This is a genomic window from Streptomyces sp. NPDC056361 (genome assembly GCF_042262805.1).
Lineage (GTDB): Bacteria > Actinomycetota > Actinomycetes > Streptomycetales > Streptomycetaceae > Streptomyces.
The window spans coordinates 1-13,935 of the sequence record NZ_JBHJQI010000030.1; the positions used below are offsets into that span (position 1 = coordinate 1).

The 13,935-nt window shown below is 68.4% G+C and carries 10 protein-coding genes and 3 pseudogenes; 7 read left to right on the plus strand and 6 right to left on the minus strand.

Features of this window, described 5'->3' with window-relative positions:
• Positions 1–568: 568 nt before the first annotated feature.
• Together ACFCY7_RS12530 and ACFCY7_RS12535 are read right to left on the minus strand one after the other, a co-directional pair.
• A complete protein-coding gene (locus ACFCY7_RS12530) occupies positions 569–970 on the minus strand; it encodes an SSI family serine proteinase inhibitor (RefSeq protein ID WP_376483833.1) in 402 nt (133 codons plus the stop codon).
• A gap of 735 nt (positions 971–1,705) precedes the next feature.
• Complete coding sequence (locus ACFCY7_RS12535; RefSeq protein ID WP_376483835.1) at positions 1,706–2,140, minus strand: hypothetical protein; 435 nt, start codon at positions 2,138–2,140, stop codon at positions 1,706–1,708.
• Between the two features lie 401 nt (positions 2,141–2,541).
• On the opposite strand from ACFCY7_RS12535, the gene ACFCY7_RS12540 reads away from it, so the two are divergent.
• Positions 2,542–3,174, plus strand: a complete 633-nt coding sequence (locus ACFCY7_RS12540) for a hypothetical protein (protein WP_376483836.1) — start codon at positions 2,542–2,544, stop codon at positions 3,172–3,174.
• A 532-nt stretch (positions 3,175–3,706) separates the two neighbouring features.
• Positions 3,707–4,942 (plus strand): IS701 family transposase, encoded by a 1,236-nt coding sequence (locus ACFCY7_RS12545; protein WP_376483838.1) that lies wholly within the window; start codon positions 3,707–3,709, stop codon positions 4,940–4,942.
• 316 nt (positions 4,943–5,258) lie between these two features.
• Here ACFCY7_RS12545 and ACFCY7_RS12550 read toward each other — a convergent pair whose 3' ends face one another.
• The gene (locus tag ACFCY7_RS12550) at positions 5,259–6,113 is read right to left on the minus strand and encodes an IS5 family transposase (protein WP_376483840.1); all 855 of its coding nucleotides are present in this window, start codon (positions 6,111–6,113) and stop codon (positions 5,259–5,261) included.
• A 328-nt stretch (positions 6,114–6,441) separates the two neighbouring features.
• Between ACFCY7_RS12550 and ACFCY7_RS12555 the strand changes: the two genes are divergently transcribed.
• Positions 6,442–6,909: a hypothetical protein gene (locus ACFCY7_RS12555; RefSeq protein ID WP_376483841.1), complete on the plus strand. Its 468-nt coding sequence runs from the start codon at positions 6,442–6,444 to the stop codon at positions 6,907–6,909.
• Positions 6,910–6,986: 77 nt separating this feature from the next.
• A pseudogene (locus ACFCY7_RS12560) lies at positions 6,987–7,788 on the plus strand (IS5 family transposase).
• A gap of 1,040 nt (positions 7,789–8,828) precedes the next feature.
• Here ACFCY7_RS12560 and ACFCY7_RS12565 read toward each other — a convergent pair.
• A pseudogene (locus tag ACFCY7_RS12565) lies at positions 8,829–9,007 on the minus strand (transposase); the annotation flags it as partial.
• A 78-nt stretch (positions 9,008–9,085) separates the two neighbouring features.
• Here ACFCY7_RS12565 and ACFCY7_RS12570 point away from each other — a divergent pair.
• The 3 genes from ACFCY7_RS12570 to ACFCY7_RS12580 all read left to right on the plus strand — a co-directional run bounded on the left by ACFCY7_RS12570 (position 9,086) and on the right by ACFCY7_RS12580 (position 11,710).
• Positions 9,086–9,631: a GNAT family N-acetyltransferase gene (locus tag ACFCY7_RS12570; protein ID WP_376483843.1), complete on the plus strand. Its 546-nt coding sequence runs from the start codon at positions 9,086–9,088 to the stop codon at positions 9,629–9,631.
• A 226-nt stretch (positions 9,632–9,857) separates the two neighbouring features.
• Positions 9,858–10,205, plus strand: coding sequence for a hypothetical protein (locus tag ACFCY7_RS12575; protein ID WP_376483845.1), 348 nt, complete (start codon positions 9,858–9,860; stop codon positions 10,203–10,205).
• A gap of 752 nt (positions 10,206–10,957) precedes the next feature.
• Positions 10,958–11,710 carry a methyltransferase domain-containing protein gene (locus ACFCY7_RS12580; protein WP_376483847.1) on the plus strand — a complete coding sequence of 251 codons (753 nt, stop codon included), beginning with the start codon at positions 10,958–10,960 and terminating at the stop codon, positions 11,708–11,710.
• Positions 11,711–11,731: 21 nt separating this feature from the next.
• On the opposite strand, the pseudogene ACFCY7_RS12585 reads toward ACFCY7_RS12580, so the two are convergent.
• Positions 11,732–12,152 (minus strand): annotated as a pseudogene (locus ACFCY7_RS12585) ((2Fe-2S) ferredoxin domain-containing protein).
• A 105-nt stretch (positions 12,153–12,257) separates the two neighbouring features.
• Positions 12,258–12,692, minus strand: coding sequence for a DUF6892 domain-containing protein (locus tag ACFCY7_RS12590; protein ID WP_376483848.1), 435 nt, complete (start codon positions 12,690–12,692; stop codon positions 12,258–12,260).
• Positions 12,693–13,935 lie beyond the last annotated feature (1,243 nt).

Consider the following 13,935-nt stretch of genomic DNA (forward strand, 5'->3'; position numbering starts at 1 on the left):
GTGTCCCCTGCGGGGGGCGCGGGCCCAACCCCACCGCGGGGGGGGGGAGGGGGGGGGGGCATTTCGGCCCCGCCGGCCGGGGGGGGGGGGGGGGGGCATTCGGCCACGCCCTCCCCACGCTCGGATCACCGGCCACCGAGAGCCCTCGCGTCGCGCCGCCCCCCGGCCATGCACGAGCTCGTTAGACGACCTGATGGTGCGCTCGGAGCCAATGAAGACGCAGCGAGTACGGTCATAGGTCGTGACCGTGCCCGTCACCGGCTGCACGAGGCGCTGTTAGCGCACGCCCCTGCTGCTGTCCAAGCCCTATGGGCAGCACCGCGCAGAGCCTTCAATTCGAAGACGCGACGGCGCGCAACGACCTTCGATTGCGCGACCCCCGCCACCGCCGGTCCTTGCTTCTCGATATCCATCGCGTCCCCCGGCTGGGGGTGCGATGTCGACTATTACCCAAGAGGGATGGCAAGGGCACGCCACGGGGGCTCGGGGAGCCCCACGATCAGTCGGCTCGGCCCGCCTCGCAGATGAGGGTCGGGAGGTCATGCCCGCTTACAGAGCGGAATCCACATCAGAAGTAGAAGACGGGGCCTGTCTTGATGGTGGCCTCGCAGTTGTTGCCGTAGGTCCGGGTCCAGTCGACGGTGCGGCCGCGGTAGGTGCCGCGGGCGGTCAGGGTGACGGGCGCGTAATCGGCGGTGCAATTGCCGTCCGGCTCACCGCGCAGGCGGTCGAAGTCACCGCCGGCCTCGTCGAGTGCCGCGCAGGCCTCCGCGCGGTAGGGGTGCGCGGTGCGGTTGCCGACCGGGCAGTCGAGCCAGACGTAGTCGACCCCCCTGGCCTCGCCTTGGGTGCGGGCGGCGGTGAGTTGGAGGTGCGTGTCCTCGGCCGCCGGGGAGGTGACGGCGGTTGCGGCGGGGGCGACTCCGGCGGCGAGGAACGCGGCAGCGAGTGCGGGGATGATCTTGTTCATGATCGAAACAACGCTGCAGGCCAGGGCCGGTTACGTCGCTCGATGGAGTCATCGGTCGACCCAGGCCGCTGGGCGCGTCATGCCTGCGGGACCTGGTCACTGTCGATGACGCTGCCGATGATCCCGCACACGGTACGAGACCCCGCGGGCGATCACTGTTCCCCGGGCGTTGGCGAGGGTCTTGGGAAGGCCCTGGGCGCAGTGGACCACGACGAACAGCGCGACTCGTTGTCGTGGGGTCAGTGGGGTCAGTGGGGTCAGTGGGATCATGACGGTCACGTGGTGGATGAGTCCGCCCAGGCACTGGCGTGCCGATTCGAGACGCCTGCTTGGCCGTGGCGGTCGGCGGCGTCGCAGTCCGCGGGGTCGAGGCTGGTCATGGCCTTCATGGCCTCTTCCACGGCATCGGCGAGCCGGCCGCAGATTCTGGCCCCGTCTGGACTGGGGAGGGACAGGGGCCGGATCCACTCCGCGGCTCGCCGGCCGACCGCCGCCTCCGCCTCCGCCTCCGCGAGCGCCTCGGCCTCCCCCGGCCTCGACTCACGCTCCTCCGGAGCTCGCCGGCGAGCTCCGGAGGAGCGGACGGGAAGAAGGAAGGAGGCGGACAGAAAGCTGGGGTCCGCCTCATGCCCGTCGGAAGGGGCGGCGGTGGACACAGAGTGGAGGGTGGTCCCCAGTCAACGAGCCGTCGGCCGACCAGATTCGGCGCGCTGCCTCACCCGTGGGTGCCTGCCGTCAGTGCCAGCTGGTGCACGCCTTGAGCTGGTCGCGGGCGTTCGCCGCGCACCCGCGTACGACGTAGCCGGGGCCGTCGTACTGCCAGCCCGTGGCCTTCTGCCGTGAGGCCGCGTTCGGGTTGCCCGTGCTCCCCTTCGGCACCCTCTTGAGGAACACCCGATGCGCCCCTCCGCCGTTCTTCTTCACCTCCATCCAGACGGCGCCGCCCTCCTCCACCCAGCCTGCCGCCCGCGCGTAGTCGTGGCCCTTCCTCGTCTGGATGTGCAGGTCCACCAGTGCCACGTTCCGCGCGGTGGCGGTGTAGCACTTCCGGTCGCCTTCCCAACGCTCGGACACGGCGCAGGGTTTGTCCGCAGCCGCCGACACCGCAGGTCCGGTCGGGGTGGTCACGGCGGTCGCCGCGGTCAGGAGCACCACGCTCAAGATCTTCATTCGCATGACTGGCCAACCCGACGGGGGCGCTGCCGTAACGGGGGCGCAAGGGGGATCACCCCACTGCGCGACGAGAATACGTGTCCTCCAGCTTGAGCTGCGTTCGACATATACCCGTGGCTGGCTTGTGCACGCGTCGGCGTACCCGCGGGGTATAGCGCGCGAGGGCGGGGCCGAGCTGATGAGGTTCTGCGAAATCGGCTGTGGCGGACATTTCGCGAAGGCCACAGTGCCGTGCGGCACAAGGGTGGCGGCTGCGTTGAAACTGAGTGCGAGATTTTGGCGGTTGAGCGTCCGAGTTGGCAGGGTCGAGCGCTCGTGTTGGCGGGCCACGGGCGGCCGCGCGCACGGTCGTCCGAAATACGATGACCTGCGATGACGGGCCGTGGCACAGTGCACGCATGTCCAACGACATCGCCTACCCCGTCTTCCGGACCCCCGACCTCGCACTCGCCCTCAGCACCGCGCGCCGGCTCATGGAGTTCGGTCGGTGGGAGCACTCCGAGGTCTCCGTGTACGCAGAGTTCCGCTCCGTCGCCGAGGTGCGGCGTGTGGCGAAGGAGCTGCCCGAGGCATGGTTCCAGGGACAGGCGGAGTATGAGGAGTTCGACGGGGTGCCGTTGGAGGAGCAGCCCCCGCTGGTCGTCGGCGTGCAGGGGCCGGCTCTGCCGGCCGACCCGGCCGCGTACGAAGGGCGGCTGCCGGTGGAATGCGGGCTGAGTGAGCTGCCGGTCGGCAGCATCGAGGACGCCTTCGCGGCGGCGATCGGCGCGAACGTGGGCTGGATCAGCTGGGAGATGCTGTGCTGGCCGGACGCTCCCGAGGTGGGTTTCCACGGAGAGTCCAAGCACGCTGAGGTGACGCTCCTCTTCAACACTCGCACCCGCGAGCTCGACGAGCCCGCCGAGGATCACACCGTCCTCGTCCATGTCCGCAGCGCCATCTTCGGCGGCCTCCAGACGAGAGGGCCATACGCGCACTGGCTCGCCGAGCAGGTGGGACTCACGGTCATCGGGCCTGGGCAGCGGCTCTAAAGCGAGCCGGCCGCTCCCCAGCGGCGCACTTGGCAACACGCCGTGTCGGCGGTAACCGAGGCGGTTGACGATCTCGAAGGTGTTCTGCCGTTCTGACGATCACGGCGGCTGAGCGAGGACCAGCATCCGCAGGAGAGCGAAGGACGGCTCAGCGCTGCCGAGGCGGCCGCCCTGTGCGGAGCGCTTGACGGTGCCGCCGGGGAAGAGTGCTGGGCACCGTGCCCGTGGTTCTGGCCTTGCTCGGCTACGCGGCGCTCCTCAGGGTCGCCAGTGACCGCTGGGCGGCCCTCTTCCGAAGGCGACCCTGCGCCTGTGGCACGCCTTGGCAGCGGGGCTCTCCCTGTCGACGGTTGCGGCTCGCGGTCACAGCCCACGATGTGGGAACGCGCCGTCCTCTGAGCCTCCACGCAGGCAAGTCTGGACCTCCACGCAGGCAAGCCGCAGGTGCATGCAGCGTACGCCAGGGCCTGGCACATCTAGTAGTGCTTCGTTACGTCGGGTGATCTCGCCTGGTGGTGGGCATCTTTCGGCTATGAGGCTTGGGGAGGTGGAGCGGCTCCGGGGTGAGTTAGCGGAGTTCGTTGCCGATGTGTTCGCTTCGTTTCCGCGGCGGGATCAGCGTCGGTGGGGCGGGTGTTATCTGCGGGGTCTGATGCTGGACGGGCGGCGTAAGTCGGTCCAGCCGATGGCCGAGCGGTTGCCGGACGGGAACATGCAGGCCCTGCAGCAGTTCGTGAACCAGTCGCCGTGGGATCCGCTGCCGGTGCGGCGGCGGATCGCCGAGCGGCTGACCGAAGCGGTCACGCCCGAGGTGTGGGTGATCGACGATGTGTCGTTCCCCAAGTGCGGCACCCGCTCGGTGGGTGTGGCCCGCCAGTACTGCGGCGCTTTGGGAAAGACGGCCAACTGCCAGGTCGCGGTCAGCGTCCACGCGGCCACCGACACGGCATCCGGCCCGCTGGACTGGCAGTTGTATCTGCCCAGGGAGTGGACCGACGACCCGGCCCGATGCCGGGCGGCCGGGGTCCCTGACGGGGCCGTGCACCAGGAGAAGTGGCGCCTGGCCCTGCGTCTGCTGGACACGCTGGCCGACTGGAAGCTGACCGCCCGGGTGGTCGTGGCCGATGCCGGATACGGAACCAGCACGCCGTTCCGTCTCGGCCTGGAGGAACAAGGTCTGCACTACGTGGTCGCCCTGAGCGGCAAGGAAGTCGCCCGCCCTCAGACCGCCGAACCGCACCAGCCCACCTATGACGGGCTTGGACCACCCACTCTGCCCCGCTACCGCACCGAGCCGCGGCCCTTGCCCCGTCTGGCCGCTGAGTCACTGGCCTCCGGTTTCACCGAGGTCACCTGGCGGGAAGGCCGCCGGGGTCCGATGACATCACGGTTCGCGGTGCTGCGGGTGCGGCCGGCGGGCAAGCAGTCGTTGCGAGCGGCTCAGGAAGCCGGAGGCGGGCACTACCGGTGGGACGGAGTCCTGCCCGTCCGCACCGTGCTGGTCGAGTGGCCCACCGGCCAGACCGAGCCGACCGGCTACTGGATCTCCAACCTGCCCGCCACCACACCCGTCGAAGACCTGGTGAGGTGGGCGAAGATGCGGTGGCGCATCGAACACGACTACCGCGAACTCAAGCACGGCCTCGGCCTGGACCACTTCGAAGGCCGCACCTGGCGGGGCTGGCACCACCACGTCACCCTCGTCACCGCCGCCCAGGCTTTCCTCACTCTCAGGCGGCTCGACCCAAAAGCACACATGCCGGCCTGACCCTCTACCAGGTCCTCGACGCCCTTCAGGACCTGCTGCAGTGCTGGACCGGCACCTGCACCACCTGCGGCCGCCCTCTCGGCAAAAGCAAACCCAGGAACCTAACGAAGCACTACTAGGACTTGTCCGGACGATCACGTTCGGAGCCAGATTACGAGGGCGGCTGCGACTGCGACTGCGGTGCCAAGGTAGACGTAGCCGCGTTTGTCGTACCGAGTGGCGACCGCCCGCTGCTGCTTGAGTCGGCTGATCGCTCGTTCGACGGTGTTGCGCTTCTTAGAGGTCGTTTTCCTCCGATGTTTCATCCCGGAATCAGTTATTTCGTGGTCTTCTTCGGGTCGCGCCAGGAGATGGTTTTCTCGCTGGTGAGGCGGCGGGCCATGAGGTCGGTCATGGCGATGTGGATCACGGCTTCGGAGCGGGTGGAGAGGGTTTCGTAGTCGCGGGCCAGTCGGCGGTGGAGCATGAGCCAGCCGTAGGTCCGCTCGACCGCCCAGCGTTTCGGGATGGGGGTGAATCCCCTGGTCCCGGGCTTGCGGGCGGTGATCTCCATGTCGATGCCGAGGGTGGCCGCGTGCTCGACGAGGTGCTGGCGGTAGCCGCCGTCGACCCAGACCTTGCGGATGCCGGGGTGGTCGGCGGCGACCCGGTCGATGAGCTGGGTGCCGGCGACGGAATCCTGCACGCTGGCCGCGGTGACCAGCACGGCGAGGAGGAGGCCGAGCGTGTCGGTGACGATGCTCCGCTTGCGTCCCGCGATCTTCTTGCCGGCGTCGATGCCCTGGCTGGAGGCGGGAACACTGGTGGAGGTCTTGACGCTCTGGGCGTCGATCACACACGCCGAGGGCTCCGCGTCCCGTCCTTCCTTCTCTCGCAGGAGCTGCCGGAGCAGGCCGTTGAGCTGGGCGAACACGCCCTCTTCCGCCCATTTGGCGAAGTAGCCGTAGACCGTGTTCCAGTGCGGGAAGTCGTGCGGGAGATAACGCCACTGGACGCCGGTGCGGTCCACGTACAAGATCGCGTCCATGATGTCGCGCAGGTCGTGCTCGGGCGGCCGGCCGAAGTGCAGAGCCTTGCGCCGGCGCTCGAGCCGCCACGCAGCCAGGACCGGCTCGATCAACTCCCAGCGCGCATCGGACAGATCACTCGGATACGGACGTCGCTTCGACATGCTTCCGGCATACCGCCGCAGACCGAGTGCGCCCAGGCGCACAGCCGCGGCGCCGGAAGCATCCAGGCCGCGAAGGCCGGACATCCTGGGATGAGACAGGAACAAGACTCAGCCCGCCTCACCCGCCACCCCACGTGACCCACGGGCATCAACTGCATCCGTGGTCACTACCACACCGCGATCACACGCCTTGAGAATCGCCCTAAATACAGGCAGTGCAGATGAAAACGACCTCTTACTGACGGTTTCAAAATGATCTGCAGCTGCTGGCGAGGAAGATCATGCTGTGAGAGCACATTGAGCCTCGCAAGCGAACGGAGCCGCATCGATGGCAAGACCCCCTGGCGCATTTCAGTCGATCACGTTCGCGGCCTGGCGTGACCGTCTTCCTCGGCAGGACCGCGCCTCCGATCGGTACTACGTCACGCTGGCGGAACTCCTTGTGCGCCTCGGGAGCTTTGGGCTCGGCCTCACTTGGAAGGTGCGGATCGACGATGCTGGACTGGTCACCAGGTTTGCCGAGATCGAGAAGGCTTCCTACGGTGCCGGGATCGGCACCCTGGAGCTACTGGCCCTGGTCGCACCGGACCTTCAGTTTGTTGACGCGGACTTCGCGGGGTACGCAGGCAATGAGCTGAAGGTGGTGCTGCGGGAGTTCGACAGCACGAGTTGGGACCTCTGCACCGCGGATGCCTCGGTAGTCCGGGAGATCCGCCAGCACTTCCACGACGCGGTACCGACTCCTGAGGACGTTCTCCAGGAGATCCCCTGGCCGACCAACCGGCGAGAGATGTGATCCAACGCTCACTGATCGTCTCTGGGTGTTGAACTGTGGGTCTTGCGCTCGGCGATCTCGGTCTGCAGGGTGTCCGGGTGCGTACTGATCTTGTTCCGGACGACCTGTGGGAGAGGGTGGCCCCGCTGTTCCCACCCTCTCCCGAACGATGCCACTGCCATCCCGGTCGACTGCGTGTTCCGGACAGGGCGGCTCTCGCCGGCATCATGTACATCCTGCGGACCGGCGTTTCCTCGCGCGATGTCCCCGCCCAGACAGTGGGCTGTTCCGGGGTGACGGCCTGGCGTCGGCTGCGAGACTGGACCGAGACCGGCGCCTGGCCGCGCCTGCACTCCGCCCTGTTGACCGAGCCGGGCCGGCCTGCTGGATCTGGACGACTGCTCCGTGGACAGGTCCCACGTCCGGGCCCTCAAAGGGGGGATCGCGTCGGCCCCTCGCCCGTAGACCGCGCGTTCCGGCTCCAAGCATCACCTGATCGTCGATCGCCACGGAACTCCGCTCGCCGTGACGCTGACCGGCGGGAACCGGCACGACGTCATCCCGCTCCTGCCACTGGTGGACGCCGTCCCATCGATCCGGGGACTGCGGGGGCGCCCCCGCCGCAAGCCCCGGCGGCTGTACGCGGACCGGGGCTACGACTACGACAAGTACCGCTGTGCGCTGTGGAAGCGTGGGATCAAGCCGTTGATCGCGCGACGCGGCGTCGCCCACGGCTCGGGCCTGGGCAAAACCCGCTGGGTCGTCGAGCGGACCTTCGCCTGGCTCCACCAGTTCAAACGCCTCCGCATCCGCTACGAGATACGCGCCGCCCTCCACCTCGGCCTGCTCCAACTCGCCTGCAGCATCATCCGCTTGAGACGACTCAGAACCTCATTCTGAAACGATCAGTTATACCGGTCTTCGTCGAAGCCGGGTGGCCGTCCACCGTGTGAGCTTTTGCGTAGGCGGGCGGCCTGGCTGTCGGTCTTCTCCGGGATGGTGTAACGGATGCCCCGGCGTCGCAGGTACAGGCGGCAGAGTCCGTTGCTGTAGGCCTTGTCGGCGGCGAGGCTGTCGGGCTTCTTGCGCGGTCGGCCAGGACCGAGTCTCGGGACGCAGATTTTCTCCAGGACCGGCTTGAACTGGGTGCAGTCCGCCCGCTGACCTGGGTGACGATCAAAGACAGCGGACGGCAGCGGCCGTCCGCGCTCAGGTGAGCTTGGTGGTGAACCGGCCGCGCGAGCGGCCCAGGTCTTCGCCTCCCGCACTACCTCCACCAGGCGGGCGTGCAGGCTCTGCCATGCGGTTTCGTCCTGGTGTTCTGCCGCCTCGGCCCCCTTTGACGCGGGAGCCGACGGCGGGTCGGTGCGAGCCCCGGCCGCGTGCTGATGCGCCCGCACGATCGTGGATTGCCACCGGGGACACCGATCCAACCACCCGTCAGGTTGGACGAGGTTCAGTGCCCGGCTTATGCAGAAGCTCTTCGTAGTCGCAAACGGGGACAGCCCGGTAGCCGGCCTCCCGAACCGCTGCCAGAACCGCTGCCGTGTCCGACACGACAGCAGTTGCTGAGGTGCCGCGACGAGGTTGGCACACAAGGAGCGAGTGCCAGTCCAGGAACTCCGTGTGAGCGCCAGTGCCTTCGTAGTCGTTATGTTCCCACTCCACCTCGACGCATCCGTACGAGATCACGCGGTCTGGTCCGAGCGACACGTTCAGAGCCGCTGCCAGCCGCTCCATCAACCGATCACGGCTGGGAGCGGCGACGTAGATCTGGCACTCAAGGTCTGTGTTCGCCCCGGCTGGCCCAAACGTACTGTTCTCCATGAGTGGATCTTCCCAGGCTGGCGATCCCTGCGTAACCCGTCGCAGCCTCGACAACGCCACCAACGTGGCGAGTGCCATCCTTGAGAAACGCGACGTGAAGTTGGAAAGGGCTCGGTCTTCCACGGCCCGAACCGTTCGGGCAGGTCACGCCACTGCACACCAGTCCGTACCCGGTGCAGAATCCCGTCGATCACCTGCCGGTGATCCCGCCACCGGCCACAACGCCCGTTACTGATCGGCAGAAACGGCCGTAGCTGTTCCCACTCGGCATCCATCAATCACCCCGCCCCATACTCAGAGCAACGCCCCACCCAAAGGCAAGTCACACGACTGAGCTGGACAGATCCCAGAAGTGCGCTTGACTGCACGGATGAACATCAACTCGACGGAAGTGAGCCCGTCTGCAACCGTGCAGGTCAGGCGCTTCAGCAACGGTGATTCGGTTGAACAGCTGACTCTCCTGCTCCATCGCGCCTACGCAGACCACGCCGCTGCCGGGCGAGTCTTCTTCGCCTCCTACCAAAGTCCGCAGGACACCCAGCACCGCCTGAGCAAAGGCGAGTGCTGGATCGCGATGGACGGGAACGCAGTGGTCGGCACCGTTACCGTGTCAGCTCCTCACGCCGCTCCGGCTGGATACCCTGCGCCAGCAGGAGGCGGCTCGTTCTGGCAGCTGGCTGTCGAGCCATCACAAAGAGGCACTGGCCTCGGACAGCGGCTGCTGGCTCTGGCAGAGTCACGGATCGCTGCTCTCGGATCGACACAGGTCGTCATCGATACCTCCTCACAAGCAACAGACCTCGTCGACTGGTACCGCCGGCGTGGCTACGCGCCGATCGGCACTTGGCGGTGGGACGTGACCAATTACGACAGCATCGTCCTCATGAAGAACCTGCCGCCGACGACTCCTGCGTGATCGGCCGGACAGTTCCCAGGGCGTCGCGGATGCCTCCGTGCTCACCTCGCTTCTCGCCGGCGACGCCTCGGGCGTGGGTAACGGCCGACACGTTCGCCGCGGCGCGGCGCGAGCAGGAGAAGGCCCGCCTGGTGGCCGACGCTCTCGCCACGGCCGACTGCATCGGCGGATGTACGGACGTCCAGGTCTTCGAACACGCAGCGCCGACGCGTTCTGCGTTCCGGGCGTGCGCAGCAGCGACGGCCGCATCGTCGTCTACCGGGGTGGGGTGGAACAGCTCACCACACCCCAGCTCGAAGCCGCAGTTGCTCACAAGCGGGCCCGCCCTCGGCTGCGGCTGCGGCTGCGGCTGCGGCTGCGGCTGCGGCTGCGGCTGCGGCTGCGGCTGCGGCTGCGGCATCCTCCTGGCGGAGCCCTTCGCTGCGCGCTCGGCTGGAGCAGTCTTCTGCGTGCCTTCAGCCCCCAGGTACAACGCCTGTCGTCGGAGATGGCCACCGATGCCCCCCGCGGCTCGTCTGCACGGGAGACGGATGGTGAGCGCCGCCCTGCTGGAGATGTCCGCCGTCGTGCCTGACGGCGGTGCGGCCGACGCCCTCGCGATTCCGGTCCTGACCCCGCCGAACGACCCCGCCGAACGAATCCGCTGGCTGATCACGGAAGGAGCCGCCCCACAGGCAGGCTCCAGCGGGGACTGCTGTCCTGGTCATCCGTCCTGCTTTCGGCCGCCCGCTGGGGATCGCTCTGACGCAGGCCGTTCTCGTCGCAGACACCGCCCAGTGCGGCACCCAGTACCAGCGGCTGAGCTCTGCTGGCGGGGCTCTCCGGGCGGCGAACGGCACCGTCGTCCCGGCAGGCAGCCTTCCTGCTGCCCGCCAGAAGACCGGCCATCGAACCGAATCTTCCGCCTCCGCTTTCTGGGATGTGGCATTCCTCCTCTGAGCAAGGCGGCTGTCGGTCATGATGGTCAGACCATGCCGACCTTCCCCGCGAAGGGCGCCACGGCCTGCCGTGGTGTTGCCTCGGCCACGTGCGCTCGAGACCCTGCTCCATCGCGGGTAGCCCTGCGCCCCGTAATTCCCAGGCAGCACTCCTCGCACCATGCCCTCACGCACGCCCATGACTTCGGCGTGCCCTCATCGATACCGGAGTGTCTGCTCTGCCTGCCCTCACGGCCACGGCCGCCATACCGAAACGCGTGGAACTGCACCTGGCTCCGCCGTCGACCGACGTGCGCACCGGCCCCGCTGCCGGTCCCACGTCCCGCCCTACACCCGCAGCTGCATGTCCGCGCTTCGGATACGCAAACGACCTGGGAGGTCATGCCGAATGAGGACTGCAGTGAAGTCGGGCCTTAAGCGGCTCCTGGGGCGTACCGGATTCGACATCGTGCGCAGCACCAACAACCGGGGTGGGGTGGACGACTTCCTCCCGTTCGAAGCCACCATGCGGGCCGCACGGTCGGCCGGCATGTCGGTCGGCGACTACCTCGACGAGGTCATGAACGGCACCCCCGGTGCCACCCAGTCGACCATCGACGAACTGCGCGCCCTCGGCGTCTTCGCCGCCGACCCGAAGACTGTCCTGGAGATCGGCCCCGGGTCCGGCCGGTACCTGGAGAAGACCCTGAAGGAGTGCTCGCCAGGCCGCTACGAGATCTACGAGACAGCGGCACCTTGGGCCGACTACCTCGTCGACACATTCAAGGTGGTCGCCCAACCGACCTCGGGCAACAGCCTCGCCCCCACGCCCGACGGCAGCGTCGACCTCGTCCAGGCCCACAAGGTCTTCAACACGGTGACCTTTCTCAGCGCCTCCCGCTACTTCTTCGAGATGGCACGCGTCGCCCGCCCCGGCGGACGGATCGTCTTCGACGTCATGACGGAAACCTGCCTGGCCCCGGCGACGATGCGCGACTGGGCAACCAAGGGCGGGGCAGGGCACGACTCCTACCCAGCCGCCATGCCCCGCCAGGCCTGCGTGGATCTCTTCGCGACCCTCGGCTGCAACCTGGAGGCCAGTTTCTCGGCCCCGATGGGCTTCGCATCCACCGAGGTCCTGGTCCTGAGGAAGGGAGACTGACATCCGGACAGCCCGCGATCCCTATCCGTCGTGCTGCTCGGCACGGACGCAGTGGGAAGGGCTGAAGGCGTAAACGGTCGAGGACGCCTGACGCGTCCGCGAGGCTGAGACTGTCGGCTTCGATCCAGGCGGCAATGTCGGCGGCGGCGCTCTTGCCGTTGACCAGGCCCAGCCAGACCGGTCAGCCGCCTGCGGCACGGCCGACGGCGGAGGGCTGGACGACCACGACGTTGGCCTGCTCTCAGGTGTCAAGGCAGCCGGCGACCCGGACCTGCACCCCGCCCGGAGTGGCAAAGCACAGGGCCGCGAGTTGTGTGGCTTGGTCAACGCCGGAGATCTTGGGTGTGCCGCCGCAGCAGCCGCGGCACACCGTCACCGAGTAGGAGGCCGCTCCCACCCATGCTGGGGCGGCGACCTGCCGCTTGCTCGTACGGCATCCCAGCGCGTGTCCGGCCGGGCTGCTGGACCGGCTGCCGCCGCGGCAGGGGAAGGCCCGTGGCCCTGAGAGCACCGGCCGGGGCAGCGGGCGACGAACGGGTGCCGGAGCTCAATCGGTTTCGATGCCGGACGCGGCGAAGACCTCTGCTGCGTCCGGCACCGCCAGGACGCCGTCCTCCACGAAGGTGACCTCCCGCAGGTTGGGCAGGAGGACGAGGTCGTCGAGCGAGCGGACGTCGAACAGGTCGTCCTCGCCGTCCCAAGCGGGCGCGCAGTGCTGGAAGACGTGCGCCCCGGCGTCGAAGCACAGCTCCTCGACACGGGCGAGCAGGTCGGCCGGGATCTCGAGCGACTCGAAATGAGCCCGGGACTCCGGCAACACCTCTGCGTGGAGGCCGTTCTCCAAGGCGTAGGACGCGGGGTCGCCGATGCCCCGCTCGGCCAGCCGCGCGGGCAGGTCGTAGACCGGGAGGAGCGGCTCGGGGCCGTACATGAGCTCCTCGATGACGAGCAGCTTGAGGTTGAAGTCGTGGAACTGGCTCATGGGGCATGAGTACCACGGAGGCAGGCGGCGGTGGACCTGGCCTCCTCGCCGACCCGGTGTCCGGCCCGGTCCGTCCCCTCTGGCCGGGCCCGGCACCGCTCAGGCCGCCGTAGCGGTCAACTACGGAAGCGTACGTCGGTGTCCGAGAAGGCGACGCCTGTGGGTGCCTGGCCGACCAGCCCTCCGAAGTGACCTGAGAACGGAGGCGACGAGGACCTGATCGGCGACGCCCAGGCCACGGTCGCCGCGCTCGCCCAGCTCGTCGCCGCCGCCTCGGTCCTCACCGTGTTGCACTCGGTGCTGCTGCCCCTGCTTTTGCTGGCTGCGGCGCCCCAAGCGAGCCGGCGCGGTGACCACCGCACGCATCCACCACCGCGCGGACTTCCAGAACATCTCCGACTACCGTCTACGCCGCCCGCTGCGGTACTACTCCACCGACCGCCGCACCGCCGCCAAGGTCCGCGCCGCCACCATGTCCGGCTTCCCTGATGCCCTGGCACCGGAAGATCACCGACTAGATCGAGGCCACCGACAGGCGGGCGGCCCCAGGGTGGTGCGGGTGACGCTGGCCAGTTCGGCAGCCAGCGGGCTGATGCTCGCCGCGACCTGGGCGCGGCGCTCGGGTGGCTCACCGCGACCGGACGCATGGACCCCGCAGTCTCCGCGACCGTCGTGGTGGCCTCTATCTGCCCGGCTCCGGCGCGGTGGCCAGGGACGGAACCGATCTCGCCGAGGCGGACTCGACAGGCGTGTGGTCGAAGGAGGTCTGGCTCGTGCCGCAGGACGACCCCCGCTGGCTCATGGAGCCGATCGCCAACATCCACCACGGTCGGCCCCGCACCGACGACGACGCCTCGCGGCTCCAGGCCGCGCGCGGCGGGAACGGACAACGTCATCGACAAGGCCCCATACGGGCCCGACGCCCTGGTCGTCGGCTGCAGCCGAGGGACCGCATCGTCGCCCTCGACGGTGGCCAGATCGTGGAGACAGGGACCTTCGAGTTTCTGCTGGATGCAGCCAGGTTGCTCGCGAAGCGACGCCTCACTTGCCGAAGCGGACCCAGAACGGGAACGCGCCGACGTCGCGGACGAACGCAAGCTTCTGCGCAGACGAAAGGTTGGGCGTGGAGTCGATCTCAACCACTGTGTCTGGGCAGCCGCGCAGCCAGATCCCCTGTCGAGGCGCCCGTGCCGGCCCTTGCCGTCCGGCACCACGGGCAGCCGCGGCTCGCCGTGACATCGCC